This is a genomic window from Vibrio sp. J383, from assembly GCF_023503985.1.
Classification (GTDB): Bacteria; Pseudomonadota; Gammaproteobacteria; order Enterobacterales; family Vibrionaceae; genus Vibrio; species Vibrio splendidus.
Genome location: NZ_CP097293.1, coordinates 891,350 through 910,561 on the forward strand (window position 1 = coordinate 891,350; position 19,212 = coordinate 910,561).

The 19,212-nt window shown below is 45.5% G+C and carries 12 protein-coding genes, 3 tRNA genes and 3 rRNA genes; 14 read left to right on the forward strand and 4 right to left on the reverse strand.

Translation table 11 applies throughout. The annotated features are described in order from the left end of the window. Positions 1 to 20: 20 nt before the first annotated feature. Positions 21 to 749, reverse strand: a complete 729-nt coding sequence (locus M4S28_RS04000) for an outer membrane protein assembly factor BamD (RefSeq protein WP_004735032.1) — start codon at positions 747 to 749, stop codon at positions 21 to 23. Positions 750 to 886: 137 nt separating this feature from the next. On the opposite strand from M4S28_RS04000, the gene rluD reads away from it, so the two are divergent. From rluD to M4S28_RS04055, 11 genes are all read left to right on the forward strand, one after another. Next, positions 887 to 1,861 carry a 23S rRNA pseudouridine(1911/1915/1917) synthase RluD gene (gene rluD, locus M4S28_RS04005; RefSeq protein ID WP_017077746.1) on the forward strand — a complete coding sequence of 325 codons (975 nt, stop codon included), beginning with the start codon at positions 887 to 889 and terminating at the stop codon, positions 1,859 to 1,861. A gap of 2 nt (positions 1,862 to 1,863) precedes the next feature. Beyond that, positions 1,864 to 2,604 (forward strand): peptidoglycan editing factor PgeF, encoded by a 741-nt coding sequence (gene pgeF, locus M4S28_RS04010; RefSeq protein WP_249632343.1) that lies wholly within the window; start codon positions 1,864 to 1,866, stop codon positions 2,602 to 2,604. Positions 2,605 to 2,746: 142 nt separating this feature from the next. After that, positions 2,747 to 5,320, forward strand: coding sequence for an ATP-dependent chaperone ClpB (gene clpB / locus M4S28_RS04015; protein ID WP_249632344.1), 2,574 nt, complete (start codon positions 2,747 to 2,749; stop codon positions 5,318 to 5,320). 612 nt (positions 5,321 to 5,932) lie between these two features. After that, positions 5,933 to 7,487 (forward strand): 16S ribosomal RNA (locus M4S28_RS04020). Positions 7,488 to 7,566: 79 nt separating this feature from the next. Then, positions 7,567 to 7,642 (forward strand) — tRNA-Ala (locus M4S28_RS04025). A gap of 328 nt (positions 7,643 to 7,970) precedes the next feature. Next, positions 7,971 to 10,864 (forward strand): 23S ribosomal RNA (locus tag M4S28_RS04030). Between the two features lie 101 nt (positions 10,865 to 10,965). After that, positions 10,966 to 11,081, forward strand: a 5S ribosomal RNA gene (rrf, locus tag M4S28_RS04035). Together the 16S, 23S and 5S rRNA genes with 3 tRNA genes alongside form the textbook arrangement of a ribosomal RNA operon. A 67-nt stretch (positions 11,082 to 11,148) precedes the next feature. Continuing rightward, positions 11,149 to 11,225 (forward strand) — tRNA-Asp (locus M4S28_RS04040). 34 nt (positions 11,226 to 11,259) lie between these two features. Further along, a tRNA-Trp gene (locus tag M4S28_RS04045) sits at positions 11,260 to 11,336 on the forward strand. A gap of 348 nt (positions 11,337 to 11,684) precedes the next feature. Beyond that, positions 11,685 to 12,524 carry a penicillin-insensitive murein endopeptidase gene (gene mepA / locus M4S28_RS04050; RefSeq protein ID WP_249632345.1) on the forward strand — a complete coding sequence of 280 codons (840 nt, stop codon included), beginning with the start codon at positions 11,685 to 11,687 and terminating at the stop codon, positions 12,522 to 12,524. A 275-nt stretch (positions 12,525 to 12,799) separates the two neighbouring features. Beyond that, positions 12,800 to 13,108: a hypothetical protein gene (locus M4S28_RS04055; RefSeq protein WP_017079848.1), complete on the forward strand. Its 309-nt coding sequence runs from the start codon at positions 12,800 to 12,802 to the stop codon at positions 13,106 to 13,108. Positions 13,109 to 13,150: 42 nt separating this feature from the next. Here M4S28_RS04055 and M4S28_RS04060 read toward each other — a convergent pair whose 3' ends face one another. The 3 genes from M4S28_RS04060 to rdgC form a co-directional block, all read right to left on the reverse strand. Further along, positions 13,151 to 13,405, reverse strand: a complete 255-nt coding sequence (locus tag M4S28_RS04060; RefSeq protein WP_004735061.1) for a YfhL family 4Fe-4S dicluster ferredoxin — start codon at positions 13,403 to 13,405, stop codon at positions 13,151 to 13,153. A gap of 32 nt (positions 13,406 to 13,437) precedes the next feature. Then, a complete protein-coding gene (trhP, locus tag M4S28_RS04065; RefSeq protein ID WP_017087856.1) occupies positions 13,438 to 14,856 on the reverse strand; it encodes a prephenate-dependent tRNA uridine(34) hydroxylase TrhP in 1,419 nt (472 codons plus the stop codon). Positions 14,857 to 15,061: 205 nt separating this feature from the next. Further along, complete coding sequence (rdgC, locus tag M4S28_RS04070; RefSeq protein WP_004735063.1) at positions 15,062 to 15,976, reverse strand: recombination-associated protein RdgC; 915 nt, start codon at positions 15,974 to 15,976, stop codon at positions 15,062 to 15,064. Between the two features lie 193 nt (positions 15,977 to 16,169). Between rdgC and phoB the strand changes: the two genes are divergently transcribed. From phoB to M4S28_RS04085, 3 genes are read left to right on the forward strand one after another with little or no spacing between them, the layout of a single operon-like run. Continuing rightward, entirely contained in the window at positions 16,170 to 16,859 is a 690-nt protein-coding gene (gene phoB / locus M4S28_RS04075; protein WP_004735064.1) for a phosphate regulon transcriptional regulator PhoB, read from the forward strand. A gap of 33 nt (positions 16,860 to 16,892) precedes the next feature. Continuing rightward, on the forward strand, positions 16,893 to 18,191 hold the full coding sequence (gene phoR / locus M4S28_RS04080) for a phosphate regulon sensor histidine kinase PhoR (protein ID WP_004735065.1): 1,299 nt from the start codon (positions 16,893 to 16,895) through the stop codon (positions 18,189 to 18,191). Then, a complete protein-coding gene (locus tag M4S28_RS04085) occupies positions 18,188 to 19,165 on the forward strand; it encodes a PstS family phosphate ABC transporter substrate-binding protein (RefSeq protein ID WP_243579401.1) in 978 nt (325 codons plus the stop codon). The genes phoR and M4S28_RS04085 overlap by 4 nt, the downstream gene beginning before the upstream one ends. Positions 19,166 to 19,212: the final 47 nt, after the last annotated feature.

Sequence of the window (19,212 nt, forward strand, 5' to 3'; positions counted from 1 at the left end):
AATGAATATGACAACGTTGATTAAGGCAGTGGGTTTAACTCAATCAATTTTTCTGTTCTTGAAGCTGCGTCTTCTAAACCTAGTTGTTTATAAGCTTCTAACTGAATATCCAAAGACTTACGTGCAGCAATTGTGTCTGGGTAAGTCTTCTGCAGCTCTTGTGTTCGGTTTACAGCTGCAATCCAAGCTTCACGGCGTAGGTAGAAATCAGCGGTTGCTAAGTCATACTCTGCGAGGCGGTTCTTAAGTGCGAACATGCGTTTTTGCGCATCTTCCGCATAAGGGCTGCTAGGGAAGCGTTCCAGTAGTCGTTTGAAGTCAGCAAACGCGAGTTTCACTGGCTCTGGATCTCGGTCACTACGGTCGATATTAAAAATGTCGTGCATGAAGTTACGGTCTTGTGCCATGTGCGTTAGGCCGCGCATGTAAAGCACCCAGTCTTGTTTTTCATGAGTCGGGTTTAAGCGTAGGAATCGAGAAATGGTGGCAAGGCCTAACGCCAAGTCATCATTTTTGTAGTACGCGTAAATCAGATCTAGCTGTACTTGTTCCGAATAGGCGCCGAATGGGTAACGAGAGTCTAAGGCTTCTAGCTTTTCGATTGCAGAAAGCCAGCTACCGCTCTGTAGGGACTCTTGAGCGTCAGAGTAAAGAACCGATGGTGGTACATCCGGTACTATTTCTTCAGTACTTGAACAGCCAACTAAGAGTGATACGGCTAATAGACCCGATAAAGTAAGGTGTTTCATGTCAGGCGTCGATTCCTTGAATTAAATATTTCGTAAGCTTCCGTTACTTTCTAACCAGTAACAGATACAATGATGCAATTATTCTATTTTATCCATACTAATGGGTATTAGTCTCACGGTTTTTAAAAAAGTTCGATATGGCTCAGCAGATAACATTAACAGACACAGTAAAAAGCAGCCAGTTAGGTCAACGTTTAGACCAAGCTGTCGCTGAACTATTTACCGATTTTTCTCGCTCTCGTATTAAAGAGTGGCTTCTTGACGGCAAAATCCAAGTGGATGGCGAAGTTATCACTAAACCGCGCACCATAGTTTTGGGCGGTGAAGCGATCATCCTACAAGCGGAGCTTGCAGATGAAGAGCGCTGGGAAGCACAAGATATTCCGTTAAACATTGTCTATGAAGATGATGATTTATTGGTTATCAATAAGCCTCGCGATCTGGTTGTACACCCAGGTGCAGGTACGCCGGATGGAACCATACTAAATGCATTGCTTTTCCATTATCCTCAGATTGCAGAAGTACCTCGTGCGGGTATTGTGCACCGTCTTGATAAAGACACAACCGGTCTTATGGTTGTGGCTAAGACGGTTCCAGCTCAAACTCGCCTTGTACGTGCACTTGCTAAACGTCGTATCACTCGTGAATATGAAGCAATTGCTATTGGTAAAATGACCGCGGGTGGTGTGGTTGAGAAAGGCATTAGCCGTCATGCAACTAAACGTACTTTAATGGACGTGAATGAATTAGGTAAGCCTGCGGTAACTCACTACCGTGTTGCGGAGCACTTCCGCGAACATACTCGTATTCGTCTACGCCTAGAAACAGGTCGTACTCACCAAATCCGTGTTCATATGTCATACCTTCAGCACCCTCTGTTAGGTGATATTGCATACGGTGGTCGTGCACGTATTCCAAAAGGTGCATCTGAAGAGCTGACGACAATGATTCGTTCTTTTGATCGCCAAGCGCTGCATGCTGTAATGCTTAAATTTGTTCACCCTATTACTGGTGAAGAAGTTGAGTTCCACGCACCTGTTCCAAATGACATGGTTGTGATGGCAGAAGCATTACGTGTTGATGCTCGCGAAAATCACGAAGACGACATTTAATCATGTCAATGATCATCCCTGACTGGAACGCTCCTCAAAACGTGAAAGCATTTGCTTCGACTCGTTTCGATGGTTGTTCTACAGGTGCTTATCAAGGGTTAAACCTCGGTATGCACGTTGGGGATGATACTTCGCTTGTTGAAAGCAATCGAGAATGGCTAAAGCAACAATTTAAGATGCCCACGGCTCCAGTATGGCTAAATCAAACTCACTCAACGGATATCGTTACAGTTTTAGAACCGGTGACGAATGTTCTTGATGCTGATGGTGTATTTACCTCTGCAAAGGGTATTGTGTGTTCAGCGATGACGGCAGATTGCTTGCCAGTACTTCTTACCGATACCAAAGGCACTCAAGTCGCGGCTGTTCATGCGGGTTGGCGTGGTCTTGCTGGTGGCATTCTTGAAAATGCCGTCGCAAAGTTTTCAAATCTAGATTCAGATAATCAGATCATGGCTTGGCTTGGCCCTGCAATTGGCAAAGATGCATTTGAGGTTGGCAACGATGTGTTGGAAGCTTTTGTTCGTTTTGACCCTCAAGCTAAATTAGCATTTCAAGCCAAAGCTAAACCGGGCAAATGGCTGGCAAACATGTCTCAACTCGCGACTCAACGATTAATGAAAGTTGGCGTGACTTCAGTGACAGACTCGAATCTATGTACATACGCAGATTCAGATGCTTTCTATTCTTATCGCCGTGATGGTATTACTGGACGTCAGGCTACATTTATTTGGTTAGAGTAATCTCTGGCTAGCACAACCACTCATCCAGCTCATTTATATTTTCATATAAGCTCTATTCTTCACTCTTATCCCTTGAAAATCCGCGTTACCGTATCCATCTTCTAACCATAAGATAAACATATCTAAGAGTAGGAAGGTTGGCATGCGTCTCGATCGGTTCACTAGTAAATTCCAAATTGCGATATCTGATGCTCAGTCGCTCGCATTAGGTCGTGATCACCAATATATAGAACCTGTGCACCTAATGGTGTCTTTGCTTAATCAAGATGGCAGTGCGATTCGTCCATTGCTTACTATGCTGAACATTGATGTTGTTCAATTGCGTTCTAAATTGAGCGAAATATTAGACCGAGTGCCGAAAGTAAGTGGTATCGGTGGTGATGTTCAGCTTTCGAATGCCATGGGAACGTTGTTCAACCTATGTGACAAGGTCGCGCAAAAGCGCCAAGACAGTTACATATCTTCAGAAGTATTCCTACTCGCTGCAATTGAAGACAAAGGTCCTTTAGGGAACTTACTTAAAGAGTTAGGCCTTACTGAGCAAAAACTATCTCAAGCTATCGAGCAAGTTCGTGGCGGTCAAAAAGTCGATGATCCGAATGCCGAAGACAGACGCCAAGCATTAGAGAAGTTCACCATTGATCTGACTGAAAGAGCAGAGCAAGGCAAGCTAGATCCTGTGATTGGTCGAGACGATGAAATCCGTCGTACTATCCAAGTACTTCAACGCCGTACTAAGAATAACCCCGTTATTATTGGTGAGCCTGGTGTCGGAAAAACGGCAATCGTTGAAGGTTTGGCGCAGCGCATTATCAATAATGAAGTACCGGAAGGCTTGAGAGGGCGACGAGTTCTTTCATTAGACATGGGCTCTTTGATTGCAGGTGCTAAATATCGTGGTGAATTTGAAGAGCGCTTGAAATCGGTTCTCAACGAATTATCGAAAGAAGAGGGCAACATTATTCTCTTCATCGATGAAATTCACACCATGGTCGGAGCAGGTAAAGGCGAAGGCTCTATGGACGCCGGTAATATGCTGAAACCAGCATTGGCTCGTGGTGAGCTGCATTGTGTAGGCGCAACGACACTCGATGAACATCGTCAGTATATAGAGAAAGATCCTGCATTAGAGCGTCGATTCCAAAAAGTGATAGTTGATGAGCCAACCGTTGAAGACACAGTTGCGATTCTTCGTGGTTTGAAAGAGCGTTATGAACTTCACCATCATGTAGAAATTACTGACCCAGCTATCGTAGCGGCGGCAACGCTATCTCATCGATACGTTTCAGATCGTCAGTTACCAGATAAGGCGATTGATCTCATTGATGAAGCGGCTTCGAGCATTCGCATGCAGATCGATTCAAAACCTGAGTCGCTAGATAAGCTCGAGCGCAAAATCATTCAATTGAAGATCGAGCAGCAAGCTCTCACGAATGAAAATGATGAAGCCAGTGAAAAGCGCCTGCGCACGCTGCAAAGTGAACTTTCTGAGAAGGAGCGGGATTTTGCAGAACTTGAAGAAGTTTGGAACGCTGAAAAAGCGGCGCTTTCCGGGACTCAACATATCAAATCAGAGTTAGAACAAGCTCGTATGGATATGGACTTTGCACGACGTGCTGGCGATCTTAACCGAATGTCTGAATTGCAATATGGTCGAATCCCAGAGTTGGAGAAGCAGTTAGACCTCGCGACTCAAGCTGAAATGCAAGAAATGACCTTATTACGTAATAAGGTAACTGACGCTGAAATTGCAGATGTTCTTTCAAAGCAAACCGGCATTCCGGTTTCTAAAATGCTAGAGGCAGAAAAAGAGAAGCTTCTGAAAATGGAAGGTGTTCTGCATAAGCGGGTTATTGGGCAAGCCGAAGCGGTAGAGGTGGTATCGAATGCGATTCGTCGTAGTCGTGCTGGTTTATCCGATCCAAATAAGCCGATTGGTTCTTTCTTATTTCTTGGTCCAACGGGCGTAGGTAAAACCGAGCTGTGTAAAACATTGGCTAACTTCATGTTTGATAGTGACGATGCCATGGTTCGTATCGATATGTCTGAGTTTATGGAGAAACACTCAGTGGCTCGTTTGGTTGGTGCTCCTCCAGGTTACGTTGGGTATGAAGAAGGTGGTTACTTAACTGAAGCTGTTCGTCGAAAACCTTATTCTGTGATTCTGCTTGATGAGGTAGAGAAAGCGCACCCTGATGTTTTCAATATTCTATTGCAGGTTTTAGATGATGGACGATTAACCGATGGACAAGGTCGCACGGTTGATTTCAGAAATACTGTAGTGATCATGACATCTAATCTTGGCTCTTCGAGAATTCAAGAAAACTTCAATACGCTCGATTACCAAGGAATAAAGAATGAGGTGATGGAAGTGGTAGGTAAGCATTTCCGCCCTGAGTTTTTGAACCGTGTTGATGAAAGTGTCGTGTTCCATCCATTAGGTCAAGCTCACATCGAGTCAATAGCCTCTATTCAGCTTGAGCATTTGAAGAAACGAATGGAAGACAATGGCTATGAGCTTGAAGTTTCGGACAAAGCACTGAAGTTGATCTCTCAAGTCGGTTTTGATCCTGTCTATGGTGCGAGGCCTCTTAAAAGAGCAATTCAGCAGAGTGTTGAGAACCCATTAGCGAAAGCGATACTTGCAGGGAAAATCAATCCGGATAAGAAAGTGCAGCTATTAGTGAATAACGACCGAATTATTGCTCACCAATAATTAAGGTAAGAACGATAGGTACGATTAGTCGAAATTAAGACGTAATCGTACCTATTTTGAACGCTTTGTGTGAATAGTGTCCGAACGATCGCCTGCTGCGGTCTTTTTTCGTTTTTGGCCTTGTGCAAAGGGGGATTCTCTCTATAATGCGCCTCCGTTGCCAGGGATAACTAAGCGGTTTGAACTAAGTAACGAGACGACATTAAGCATTTAAGATGCTTTGAAAAATTAGCTGGAAAAAGTGTTTGACACTGGAACCCAATTCGCTAGAATGGCCGTCCACTTAGAGAGGCTCCTTACTAAAAGGAACGCTCAATAAGTAAAGCTCTTTAACAATTTAAACCTATCAATCTGTGTGGGCACTCGTTGATGAATATCAAAACGTTTTATCTTCCCTTTTAATTAAGAGAAGTAAAACAGATTCTTCGGAATCAACTTTGGTTTCAATGAACTGAGTGACCAATACGAATAACTACTTTCTCTTGTAGAAAGAAAGTATTTGGCACAGTCAATTCATTACCATTCTGTTGGAATGGTAATAGCTTTAAAATTACACTCTTTATTTATAAAGAATAGTTTTGAAGTCAGTATTCGTTGAGCCGACAAAATCTTAAATTGAAGAGTTTGATCATGGCTCAGATTGAACGCTGGCGGCAGGCCTAACACATGCAAGTCGAGCGGAAACGACATTATTGATTCTTCGGAGGATTTAATGGGCGTCGAGCGGCGGACGGGTGAGTAATGCCTAGGAAATTGCCTTGATGTGGGGGATAACCATTGGAAACGATGGCTAATACCGCATAATGCCTACGGGCCAAAGAGGGGGATCTTCGGACCTCTCGCGTCAAGATATGCCTAGGTGGGATTAGCTAGTTGGTGAGGTAATGGCTCACCAAGGCGACGATCCCTAGCTGGTCTGAGAGGATGATCAGCCACACTGGAACTGAGACACGGTCCAGACTCCTACGGGAGGCAGCAGTGGGGAATATTGCACAATGGGCGAAAGCCTGATGCAGCCATGCCGCGTGTATGAAGAAGGCCTTCGGGTTGTAAAGTACTTTCAGTTGTGAGGAAGGGGGTAACGTTAATAGCGTTATCTCTTGACGTTAGCAACAGAAGAAGCACCGGCTAACTCCGTGCCAGCAGCCGCGGTAATACGGAGGGTGCGAGCGTTAATCGGAATTACTGGGCGTAAAGCGCATGCAGGTGGTTCATTAAGTCAGATGTGAAAGCCCGGGGCTCAACCTCGGAACTGCATTTGAAACTGGTGAACTAGAGTGCTGTAGAGGGGGGTAGAATTTCAGGTGTAGCGGTGAAATGCGTAGAGATCTGAAGGAATACCAGTGGCGAAGGCGGCCCCCTGGACAGACACTGACACTCAGATGCGAAAGCGTGGGGAGCAAACAGGATTAGATACCCTGGTAGTCCACGCCGTAAACGATGTCTACTTGGAGGTTGTGGCCTTGAGCCGTGGCTTTCGGAGCTAACGCGTTAAGTAGACCGCCTGGGGAGTACGGTCGCAAGATTAAAACTCAAATGAATTGACGGGGGCCCGCACAAGCGGTGGAGCATGTGGTTTAATTCGATGCAACGCGAAGAACCTTACCTACTCTTGACATCCAGAGAAGCCAGCGGAGACGCAGGTGTGCCTTCGGGAGCTCTGAGACAGGTGCTGCATGGCTGTCGTCAGCTCGTGTTGTGAAATGTTGGGTTAAGTCCCGCAACGAGCGCAACCCTTATCCTTGTTTGCCAGCGAGTAATGTCGGGAACTCCAGGGAGACTGCCGGTGATAAACCGGAGGAAGGTGGGGACGACGTCAAGTCATCATGGCCCTTACGAGTAGGGCTACACACGTGCTACAATGGCGCATACAGAGGGCAGCAAGCTAGCGATAGTGAGCGAATCCCAAAAAGTGCGTCGTAGTCCGGATTGGAGTCTGCAACTCGACTCCATGAAGTCGGAATCGCTAGTAATCGTGAATCAGAATGTCACGGTGAATACGTTCCCGGGCCTTGTACACACCGCCCGTCACACCATGGGAGTGGGCTGCAAAAGAAGTGGGTAGTTTAACCTTTCGGGGAGGACGCTCACCACTTTGTGGTTCATGACTGGGGTGAAGTCGTAACAAGGTAGCCCTAGGGGAACCTGGGGCTGGATCACCTCCTTATACGAAGATAGTCACGATGAGTGTCCACACAGATTGATTAGGTTTAAAAAAGTTAAGAGTAAAGAATATTTTTCCAGATGGGGCTATAGCTCAGCTGGGAGAGCGCCTCGCTGGCAGCGAGGAGGTCTGCGGTTCGATCCCGCATAGCTCCACCATCTTTAAGTGTTCTTATTTCTTTAAATAGAAAATAGAATCTTTAAAAATGGTTCCCTTCTTTTAATAGAAGTTGAATCAAGCTCTTTAACAATTTGGAAAGCTGACTGATTGATTTACTTACGAGTAATTCAATCAAATTTAAAAGTTCTCAATGTTTATCTTTCATTAGATAGACACAACAAACACATTCAAGTGTCTTGTATTCGAATCAATGTTTACATTGATTCACAATTGAGTCCGGCAAACAGTTATCAAGAATTAACCCTTCTTGATGACAACCAAAAACCTTGGTTAGTTGCCATACGCTAAGACCCTTTCGGGTTGTATGGTTAAGTGACTAAGCGTACACGGTGGATGCCTTGGCAGTCAGAGGCGATGAAAGGCGTAATAACTTGCGATAAGCCCAGATTAGGTAGTAATAACCTTTTGAGTCTGGGATTCCTGAATGGGGAAACCCACTTGCATAAGCAAGTATCCTGTTGTGAATACATAGCAACAGGAGGCAAACCGGGGGAACTGAAACATCTAAGTACCCCGAGGAAGAGAAATCAACCGAGATTCCGAAAGTAGCGGCGAGCGAAATTGGATTAGCCCTTAAGCTTTTAATGATGCAGGTGAAGAGTCTGGAAAGTCTCGCAACAAAGGGTGATAGCCCCGTAACCGACACATCATAATCAGTGAAAACGAGTAGGGCGGGACACGTGATATCCTGTCTGAATATGGGGGGACCATCCTCCAAGGCTAAATACTACTGACTGACCGATAGTGAACCAGTACCGTGAGGGAAAGGCGAAAAGAACCCCTGTGAGGGGAGTGAAATAGAACCTGAAACCGTGTACGTACAAGCAGTAGGAGCACCTTCGTGGTGTGACTGCGTACCTTTTGTATAATGGGTCAGCGACTTAATTTTAGTAGCAAGGTTAACCGTTTAGGGGAGCCGTAGGGAAACCGAGTCTTAACTGGGCGTACAGTTGCTAGGATTAGACCCGAAACCAGGTGATCTAGCCATGGGCAGGTTGAAGGTTGAGTAACATCAACTGGAGGACCGAACCGACTAATGTTGAAAAATTAGCGGATGACTTGTGGCTAGGGGTGAAAGGCCAATCAAACCTGGAGATAGCTGGTTCTCCCCGAAAGCTATTTAGGTAGCGCCTCGGACGAATACTACTGGGGGTAGAGCACTGTTAAGGCTAGGGGGTCATCCCGACTTACCAACCCTTTGCAAACTCCGAATACCAGTAAGTACTATCCGGGAGACACACGGCGGGTGCTAACGTCCGTCGTGGAGAGGGAAACAACCCAGACCGCCAGCTAAGGTCCCAAAGTATAGCTAAGTGGGAAACGATGTGGGAAGGCTCAGACAGCCAGGATGTTGGCTTAGAAGCAGCCATCATTTAAAGAAAGCGTAATAGCTCACTGGTCGAGTCGGCCTGCGCGGAAGATGTAACGGGGCTAAGCTATACACCGAAGCTGCGGCTACGTACCTTAGGGTATGTGGGGTAGGGGAGCGTTCTGTAAGCCGTTGAAGGTGGTCTGTAAGGGCTGCTGGAGGTATCAGAAGTGCGAATGCTGACATGAGTAACGATAAAGGGAGTGAAAAACTCCCTCGCCGGAAGACCAAGGGTTCCTGTCCAACGTTAATCGGGGCAGGGTAAGTCGACTCCTAAGGCGAGGCCGAAAGGCGTAGTCGATGGGAAACGGGTTAATATTCCCGTACTTCTTACAATTGCGATGGGGGGACGGAGAAGGCTAGGTGGGCCTGGCGACGGTTGTCCAGGTTCAAGTACGTAGGCGGAAAGTTTAGGTAAATCCGGACTTTCATTAACGCTGAGATACGATGTCGAGCTACTACGGTAGTGAAGTCATTGATGCCATGCTTCCAGGAAAAGCCTCTAAGCTTCAGATTGTAAGGAATCGTACCCCAAACCGACACAGGTGGTCGGGTAGAGAATACCAAGGCGCTTGAGAGAACTCGGGTGAAGGAACTAGGCAAAATGGTACCGTAACTTCGGGAGAAGGTACGCTCTTATCAGTGAAGTCCCTTGCGGATGGAGCAGACGAGAGTCGCAGATACCAGGTGGCTGCAACTGTTTATTAAAAACACAGCACTGTGCAAAATCGTAAGATGACGTATACGGTGTGACGCCTGCCCGGTGCCGGAAGGTTAATTGATGGGGTTAGACTTCGGTCGAAGCTCTTGATCGAAGCCCCGGTAAACGGCGGCCGTAACTATAACGGTCCTAAGGTAGCGAAATTCCTTGTCGGGTAAGTTCCGACCTGCACGAATGGCGTAATGATGGCCACGCTGTCTCCACCCGAGACTCAGTGAAATTGAAATCGCTGTGAAGATGCAGTGTACCCGCGGCTAGACGGAAAGACCCCGTGAACCTTTACTACAGCTTGGCACTGAACATTGAACCTACATGTGTAGGATAGGTGGGAGACTATGAAATTGCGTCGCTAGATGTGATGGAGTCGTCCTTGAAATACCACCCTTGTAGTTTTGATGTTCTAACGTTGGTCCCTGAATCGGGATTACGGACAGTGCCTGGTGGGTAGTTTGACTGGGGCGGTCTCCTCCCAAAGAGTAACGGAGGAGCACGAAGGTGGGCTAAACACGGTTGGACATCGTGTGGTTAGTGCAATGGCATAAGCCCGCTTGACTGCGAGAATGACAATTCGAGCAGGTGCGAAAGCAGGTCATAGTGATCCGGTGGTTCTGAATGGAAGGGCCATCGCTCAACGGATAAAAGGTACTCCGGGGATAACAGGCTGATACCGCCCAAGAGTTCATATCGACGGCGGTGTTTGGCACCTCGATGTCGGCTCATCACATCCTGGGGCTGAAGTCGGTCCCAAGGGTATGGCTGTTCGCCATTTAAAGTGGTACGCGAGCTGGGTTTAGAACGTCGTGAGACAGTTCGGTCCCTATCTGCCGTGGGCGTTGGAAAATTGAAAGGGGCTGCTCCTAGTACGAGAGGACCGGAGTGGACGAACCTCTGGTGTTCGGGTTGTCATGCCAATGGCATTGCCCGGTAGCTAAGTTCGGAATCGATAACCGCTGAAAGCATCTAAGCGGGAAGCGAGCCTTGAGATGAGTTTTCCCTGGCACTATAAGTGTCCTAAAGGGTTGTCGTAGACTACGACGTTGATAGGCAGGGTGTGTAAGTGCTGCGAGGCATTGAGCTAACCTGTACTAATTGCCCGTGAGGCTTAACCATACAACACCCAAGGGGTTTTGTGGACTCAAAGAAATACCAAACGCTTGAATGAGTTTGAAGAGAAATAACTTTTAGATAAGCTTTCCGAATTTTAAAATTTGTTTGGCGACCATAGCATTGTGGACCCACCTGATTCCATGCCGAACTCAGAAGTGAAACACAATAGCGCCGATGGTAGTGTGGGGTTTCCCCATGTGAGAGTAGGACATCGCCAGGCTTTAAATTAAATCTTTAGGTTGACCAACCTGGAGATATGGACGCTCACTTAGTGAGTTGACCACTGCGGAGTGGTAGTTCAGTTGGTTAGAATACCGGCCTGTCACGCCGGGGGTCGCGGGTTCGAGTCCCGTCCACTCCGCCACTTATTCAGAGGTTCAGCTCTTTAAAACTGAAATAGGGGTGTAGCTCCAATTGGCAGAGCAGCGGATTCCAAATCCGCGTGTTGGGAGTTCGAATCTCTCCACCCCTGCCATATTTAAGGCTCTAGCAGAAATGCTAGAGCCTTTTTGCTTTCTGAATCTAACATATGCCATTAGCAGAGTAGCGGATTCTCCTACTTACCAAAACAGCGCGTGTTGGGAGTTCGAACGCCAGCCCTGTCGAATCTCCGGAGTGCCGGCTCAGTCCCCCCTGCCATATTAAAGGCTCTAGACTGCGAGTCCCGGCAGAAATGCTCGAGCCTTTTTGTTTTCTATTATTTGGACATTAACCATCTCTCCAAATAAAAACCTCTCTTTATCTTCAAAATATCATCCTCGATATGCACCTATTTCCTAATGACGACTAGTATGAAAATAGAGAACATTTATTTGGAATTGTTATGAGGTTATTTTGTACATCAGCTCTTATCTTTTGTTCGTTTTACGTATCGGCAACTCCATGGGAAAAAGAAAAGAGCCCGACAAGAAATTCAACCTCATCTATCGGTAGTTACGCTAATGGCTGTCTAGACGGTGCGCAGGCTTTGCCAATTGACGGTCAAGGTTACCAAGTGATTCGTCCTCAGAGAGAGCGCTACTATGGACATACAGAGGCCATTCAGTTTATTGAAAGGCTAGGTGTGACCGCGAGCGAACAGCTCAACACTAATTTATTGGTTGGTGATATTTCTCTACCTCGAGGAGGGCGCTTTTCGTCTGGTCATTCAAGTCACCAGACTGGCTTGGATATTGATATATGGTTAAGGCTTACTGATAAGAGGCTATCCGAAAATGAACTCGCTGTTCCTAAGCCAATCAGCGTTGTCGATCTTACCAACTACAAATTACGCAAATCGAATTGGACAGATGATCACTTCCAAGTCATTCGCTATGCCGCGAAAGATGAAAAAGTGGTGCGTATTTTTGTCCATCCAGTGATTAAACAAGCCCTTTGTGAACAAGAAGATCCTGATGCCAATGATAGAACCTGGTTAGGCAAAATCAGACCTTGGTGGGGGCATCATTCCCATTTTCATGTTCGTTTAAAATGCCCTAAAGGCAGTTCTAACTGTATCGCTCAAGCAAATCCGCCAAAAGGTGATGGTTGTGGCGATGAACTTGCAAGTTGGGCTCCGCAGACCATTCCAGTTCCTCCACCTAAAAAGGTGGTTAAAACTAAGAAAAAAAAGAAAGTTAAAGTTATGCCGAGTCAGTGTTTGGCCTTGATATCGAATAGGTAATGTATTTATCGAGGTGTTTTACAGTGGTAATGCCACTGGTTTTCTCGACTCTAAAACTGGAGAAATGTCACACTTTTGTCTAGAGTTTATAAACACGTAATTAAGAACATCGTTTGATATCAAAACAAACGAATAACGACAACAGCAAAAACAACGATCAATTTGATAATGCTTAGTCAGGGATGGCGTGTTTCTTGGGTGAAAGATGCGGCTTATGTGCAGTATATGAAAATCAGAGTCTGATACCCGTCTATAAAAATTCCAAGGATAAGACAATGACTATGATTTGCGCGAGGGAATTCTCTAAATGGTTAAGACATAGATTCAGTAGTGAAAATGTCGGTATTTCAATTTCTAGAGAAGATATAAATCACCTAACAGGTCGACAGCGATTAGACCCTAGCTTTGTGAATGATGTTCATTATGAATTGATGCAGCATGGATTGGCGTTTGTCACTGATACCAGTCGGGAGCACTTTTATTTGGTACCGGTATCTCAAGCTAAAAACTGGCGAGAACAACTCGAATATCAATTTGAGAAAGAGATGTTCTGCAACATATACCCCATTGAAAAATCGGGTTAAAAAAAAGGTTCAACTTGATGATTAAGTTGAACCTCTTTTCTTTTAGGTCAAGCCTTGAATGATGACAAACTTTTCTAATAATTCGTCGTCAGTTTCAATATGGTTTGGGTCAGTGATTATGCACTTTGTAATAGGGCACACTGACTGACATGTTGGCTTCTCATAGTGACCTTTACACTCAGTACATAAATCAGGATCGATTTCGAAGATACTGTCACCCATCGTGATTGCGCCATTTGGGCATTCTGGGTCACACATATCGCAGTTTATGCACTTGTCAGTTATTAACAGAGCCATTGCTTTCTTCTCAGTAGAGTTTCTAGGTAAAGTTATTTACCTGAAGCGTTACGTGTATCTTGGCCTGCGCTCAAGTTACGCATTAACAAACCAAATTCTAGGTCAAGATCAGCCGGTACTGGAATGAATACAAAATGACCGTTACCTTTTGCGTCATCTACTGGCTGAGATTTACGGTTCTCCATAACTTCTAATTTGAAAACGATGTTACCTTTTGGTGTCATCATTTCTAAGCTATCGCCAACTAGGAACTTGTTCTTCACTTCGACTTCCGCTAAGTCACCACGGCGGTTGCCAGTGAATTCGCCTACGAATTGTTGAGTATCTGAGATTGAGTAACCGTACTCGTAGTTTTGGTATGTGTCGTGAGTGTGACGACGCAAGAAACCTTCAGTGTAGCCACGGTGAGCTAGGCTCTCTAGCGTACCCATAAGGCTCTCATCAAATGGTTTGCCTGCAACAGCATCGTCGATAGCTTTACGGTAAACCTGTGCTGTACGTGCACAGTAGTAGAAAGACTTAGTACGACCTTCGATTTTCAGAGAGTGAACGCCCATCTTAGTTAAACGCTCAACGTGTTGAATTGCGCGAAGATCTTTTGAGTTCATGATGTAAGTACCATGCTCATCTTCAAACGCTGCCATTTTTTCTTCAGGTTTGTGTGATTCAGAAAGTAAAACGACTTCATCAGTTGGTTTACCAAGGCCTAGCGTGTTATCAGGGCGCTCGTCTTGAACTTCAATACCTTGAGTTTCTACTTCTTGAATAGCAACACCTGTTGGGTTTGCTTCAACGATCTGACCGTTTTCGTCTTCTTTCGCAGCTTCGGTTTTGTATTCCCAACGGCAAGCGTTAGTGCAAGTACCTTGGTTCGGGTCACGTTTATTCATGTAACCTGAAAGTAGGCAACGGCCCGAGTAAGCCATGCATAGAGCACCGTGAACAAAGATCTCTAATTCAGTCTCTGGGCAGTGCTCGCGAATCTCTTCGATCTCTTCAAGTGATAGTTCACGAGACAGAATTACACGTTCAACACCTTGGGTAGACCAGAATTTTACAGTCGCCCAGTTTACAGCGTTTGCTTGAACTGAAAGGTGGATCGGCATTTCAGGGAACGATTCACGTACCATCATGATAAGACCAGGATCTGACATGATAAGAGCGTCAGGGCCCATCTCAACAACTGGCTTAAGGTCGCGAATGAATGTTTTTAATTTAGAGTTGTGTGGCTGAATGTTACATACAACATATAACTTTTTGCCTTGAGCATGAGCTTCATCGATACCGATTTGTAGGTTTTCGTGATTGAACTCGTTGTTACGAACACGAAGGCTGTAACGTGGCTGGCCAGCGTAAACTGCATCTGCGCCGTAGGCGAATGCGTAACGCATGTTTTTAAGGCTTCCTGCCGGTGATAATAGTTCAGGTACAAATGGTTTTTGTGTAGTCATTGCTTCGTTCTCTAATCTGATCTCAAGTCAGGTTGATACCACCAAGTGATATCAAAGGGGCGCAAATTTTACGCTAAAATGAGTTTGGTTGATAGCCCTAAAGATAACAATGGTATTGCGAAGAGTGTTGTTAGGTGTTGATAAGCGGGGTGGAGAAGAAAACAAGCTCAGATATCGTCGACACCTGAGCTCTAAATCGGAACAATTAAGCGTTAGGTTGAGTTAACCCGCCTAATGATTCGAATAGGTTTGGTAGGAAAACACTGAACTCACCACAAAGTAGAGAGAAATCTGCATCAAAACGGGCAGCTTGATCTTCGCGAGGAATGTCGTCGTTTTCGTCTTTTAGTTCATCACTGAATTTAAGGCGTTTGATACTGCCATCTTCTGCAAGAATGAACTCAATGCGATCTTGCCAGTTGATAAGAAGCTTAGTCACAACTTTGTTGGCTTCGATGTGGTTTTTAATCTCATCAGCTTCTAGTTCTTGCTTCTTAACTCGAACAATACCGCCGTCTTCTTGAATAGACTTTAGCTCTGCTTCATCGAGCATGGTGATACCTTGAGGCGTATCACCTGATTTCACCCACTCTGTCAGAGTCGTTTCAATCGCTTGCTCTGGAATAGCTGGTACTACTGGCAGGCTACCCATCGTTTTACGTAGTAATGCTAGTACGTCTTCTGCTTTTTTGTAGCTGCTAGCATCAACCACAATAAAGCCTTCTTTCGGCATGATCAGTGCGTAAGTGAAGTTACTGCGGCTGAAAGCACGAGGAAGAAGATCGATGATGATGTCTTCTTTTAGGCTGTCTTTCTCTTTCTTTTTCAGAGGAGTACCAGACTCTGCCTCAAGCGTTTCTACTTTTGCATTCAATGAATCTTTGATCACAGAAGCTGGAAGCATTTTCTCTTCTTTCTTTGCACAGATGAGAATGCGGTTTTCTGATACGTGCGTCATCATATCGCCGTGTCTACCCATCGCGTTTACCCAACCAAACTTCTGTTTGTCTTGGCTACCACAAGGGGTAAAACGGAACTCTTCAAGTTGTTTCTCTAGCTGATCTGCGTTGAAGTCTATATCACGATTAAAGCGATAGACGAGGCAATTCTTAAACCACATAAATATTTCTCATACCTTTATCTGAAGACGCTCATCATAGGAGATTTCGATCCATTTGTCTTATACCTGCAATAAAAATTAAAAGTGAAATGTTTGAGACAGTTATATGAAAATTTGTTTTCAAAGGTCACAAAAGTGTCATAATTAAACCAGATAATGCAATGCGTTGATTAAATACTAAGGCTATTCAATTATGTCGAGAAGGATTCTGGTCGTTGAAGATGAAGCACCTATTCGTGAGATGCTGTGTTTTGTACTTGAACAAAAAGGCTACCAAGCAGTAGAGGCTGAAGATTACGATACAGCGGTAAACAAGCTATGTGAACCTTTCCCAGATCTAGTATTACTAGATTGGATGCTACCTGGTGGTAGCGGGATAAACTTTATCAAGCACATGAAGCGTGAAGAGTTAACTCGCAACATCCCAGTGGTGATGCTGACGGCTCGTGGCGAAGAAGAAGATAAGGTACGTGGTTTAGAAGTGGGCGCTGATGATTACATCACCAAGCCATTTTCACCAAAAGAGCTTGTGGCTCGCCTGAAAGCGGTTATCCGCCGTGTAACGCCTACTGCACTAGAAGATGTGATTGATGTACAAGGCCTTAAGCTAGACCCAGTATCTCATCGTGTTACAGCAAGCGAAGGTCCAGTTGATATGGGACCAACAGAGTTCAAAATGCTGCATTTCTTTATGACTCACCAAGAGCGTGTGTACAGTCGAGAGCAACTACTGAACAACGTTTGGGGTACCAACGTTTACGTTGAAGATCGCACTGTTGATGTACATATTAGACGCCTGCGTAAAGCACTTGAATCTGCAGGTCACGATAAGCTAATCCAAACGGTTCGCGGCGCGGGCTACCGTTTTTCTACAAAGGCTTAATGTGGCTTCGCTACCCAGTTTACGGAGTCCTGAATGGTTGAAAAGTTAACCTGGAAAAAGCTGGCTTGGGAGCTGGCTTTTTTTTACGCACCTTGGGTTTTAGTCGGTTGGATATTCGGCTACTTACCTTGGTTACTGCTGGCTGCTACGGTATTGCAGCTCGGCTGGCATCTACATTATCAAATGCGTTTATCCGCTTGGTTATGGGATGAAAAGCGTTTAACACCACCATCAGGTTCTGGAAACTGGGAATCTCTGTTTAACGGTATTTATCGTATGCAGCAGAGGCAGCGTCGCAAACGCAAAGAACTGACTAACCTGATCCGCCGTTTCAGAAATGGTGCTGAATCCTTACCCGATGCCGTTGTGGTGTTTCGTGGTGAAGGAAACATCGTTTGGTGTAACAAGCTTGCTCAATATTTACTGGGCTTTCGCTGGCCAGACGATTCTGGGCAACCTATCTCCAACTTGATCCGCACGCCGGACTTCATCAAGTACCTTAATAAACAAGATTTCTCAGAGCCGTTAGAGATGCCGTCGCCACTTAATGTGGAGCGCATGCTCGAGCTGCGTATCGTGCCGTATACCGAGGGCGAACACCTCATGGTAGTACGTGATGTTACTCAGCTAAAACAGCTAGAAGGCATGCGTCGTAACTTTTTCGCTAACGTTTCTCACGAGCTACGCACTCCAATGACCGTACTTCAGGGCTATCTTGAAATGACGGAAGATCCAGACATGGTCGTTGGGCCTATGTGGCCTAAGGCTCATGGTGTGATGACCGAGCAGTTGAATCGCATGAACAGCCTAGTGAATCAGCTTTTAACACTTTCAAAAATCGAAGCTGCACCGATGCATGAGCTCGATGAAGTGGTGAATGTTCCGGCTATGCTTGAGGTTCTTGAAAAAGAAGCCGCAAGCCTAAGTGGTGATCGAGAACATAAGCTTGAATTTGATATCGACAAGAGTCTACGAGTTCTAGCTGATGAAGATCAGCTGAGAAGTGCGATATCGAATCTGGTTTATAATGCAGTTAAATACACACCACCGGGCGCAACGGTTAAAGTGCGTTGGTACCAAACCAGTCAAGGCGCGTGTTTGGACGTGTCAGACACCGGAGACGGTATTGAACCACAGCATTTACATCGACTTACAGAGCGTTTCTACCGTGTTGATAAAGCGCGTTCACGCGATACTGGTGGTAGTGGTCTTGGGTTAGCGATTGTGAAGCATGCTCTTAGCCATCATGACTCACATTTAGAAATTCAAAGTGAAGTTGGCGTTGGTAGCCGATTCCATTTCACGCTACCTAATCGATTGACCGTGTCATGAGTTTTTTGACTCGCAGGATGCGTTTACCCGTAAGCTTATTGTTAACATTTGCTTTGGTTAACCCAGTTCATGCCGAGCAGGGTGTCGACTCACTTCCTGATTACGCTAAAGTTCCGGGTATTTCAGGGAGCCTATTGTCTGTTGGTTCGGATACCTTGGCGGGTATGACGACATTATGGATGGAAGAGTTCAAGTCTTACTACCCGAATGTGAATGCCCAAGTTCAAGCTTCTGGTTCTTCTACTGCCCCTCCAGCGTTAACGGAAGGCACTGCTCACCTTGGACCAATGAGTCGTCCAATGCGCCTACGAGAGGTCGAAGCGTTTGAAAGAGAGCATGGCTATAAGCCGACAGCACTGAGAGTTGCTATCGATGCGATTGGACTTTTTGTGCATCGTGATAACCCTATTGAAGGGCTCAACTTTCACCAGATTGACAGTATATTCTCAGAGACATTGCGCTGCGGCGCGACTAAGCCGCTAAATAATTGGCAAGATTTGGGCATTGACCAGCCGTGGGCAAAACATCGATTCCAACTGTTTGGTCGTAATTCCGTTTCGGGAACCTACGGCTATTTCAAACAAAATGCACTGTGCGGCGGTGATTTTAAGAACCGAGTTAATGAGCAGCCAGGTTCTGCATCGGTTGTACAGTCGGTTGCTTCATCAATCAGCGGGATAGGGTACTCAGGTATTGGTTATCGAGTGGCCGGTGTTAAGTTAATTCCTATCGCAGAGTATGGTTCTGATTATGTAGAGCCGACTCGAACGAATATCTTGAGCGGTGATTACCCTCTATCTCGCTTTCTTTATGTGTATGTGAATAAGCACCCAGATAAACCACTTTCTCCTGTTGAGAGGGAGTTCCTCACTTTTGTGTTCTCAAAGCAAGGGCAAGAACTGGTAGAGAAAGATGGCTATTTAGCTATACCGTCAGAGTTCGCTGAGCAAGAATTGGCAAAAATCGGACTCTGATTTAGGTACTATGAACGTAGAAATTTAACGTAGAAACCTAACGTATA

Excerpts from the sequence above, each read along its gene's own strand:
- M4S28_RS04055 (WP_017079848.1), top strand. The coding sequence starts at position 12,800 with ATGACTATGATTTGCGCGAGGGAATTCTCTAAATGGTTAAGACATAGA.
- M4S28_RS04000 (WP_004735032.1), bottom strand. The coding sequence starts at position 749 with ATGAAACACCTTACTTTATCGGGTCTATTAGCCGTATCACTCTTAGTT.
- rluD (WP_017077746.1), top strand. The coding sequence starts at position 887 with ATGGCTCAGCAGATAACATTAACAGACACAGTAAAAAGCAGCCAGTTA.
- M4S28_RS04060 (WP_004735061.1), bottom strand. The coding sequence starts at position 13,405 with ATGGCTCTGTTAATAACTGACAAGTGCATAAACTGCGATATGTGTGAC.
- clpB (WP_249632344.1), top strand. The coding sequence starts at position 2,747 with ATGCGTCTCGATCGGTTCACTAGTAAATTCCAAATTGCGATATCTGAT.
- rdgC (WP_004735063.1), bottom strand. The coding sequence starts at position 15,976 with ATGTGGTTTAAGAATTGCCTCGTCTATCGCTTTAATCGTGATATAGAC.
- trhP (WP_017087856.1), bottom strand. The coding sequence starts at position 14,856 with ATGACTACACAAAAACCATTTGTACCTGAACTATTATCACCGGCAGGA.
- phoB (WP_004735064.1), top strand. The coding sequence starts at position 16,170 with ATGTCGAGAAGGATTCTGGTCGTTGAAGATGAAGCACCTATTCGTGAG.
- mepA (WP_249632345.1), top strand. The coding sequence starts at position 11,685 with ATGAGGTTATTTTGTACATCAGCTCTTATCTTTTGTTCGTTTTACGTA.
- phoR (WP_004735065.1), top strand. The coding sequence starts at position 16,893 with ATGGTTGAAAAGTTAACCTGGAAAAAGCTGGCTTGGGAGCTGGCTTTT.
- pgeF (WP_249632343.1), top strand. The coding sequence starts at position 1,864 with ATGTCAATGATCATCCCTGACTGGAACGCTCCTCAAAACGTGAAAGCA.
- M4S28_RS04085 (WP_243579401.1), top strand. The coding sequence starts at position 18,188 with ATGAGTTTTTTGACTCGCAGGATGCGTTTACCCGTAAGCTTATTGTTA.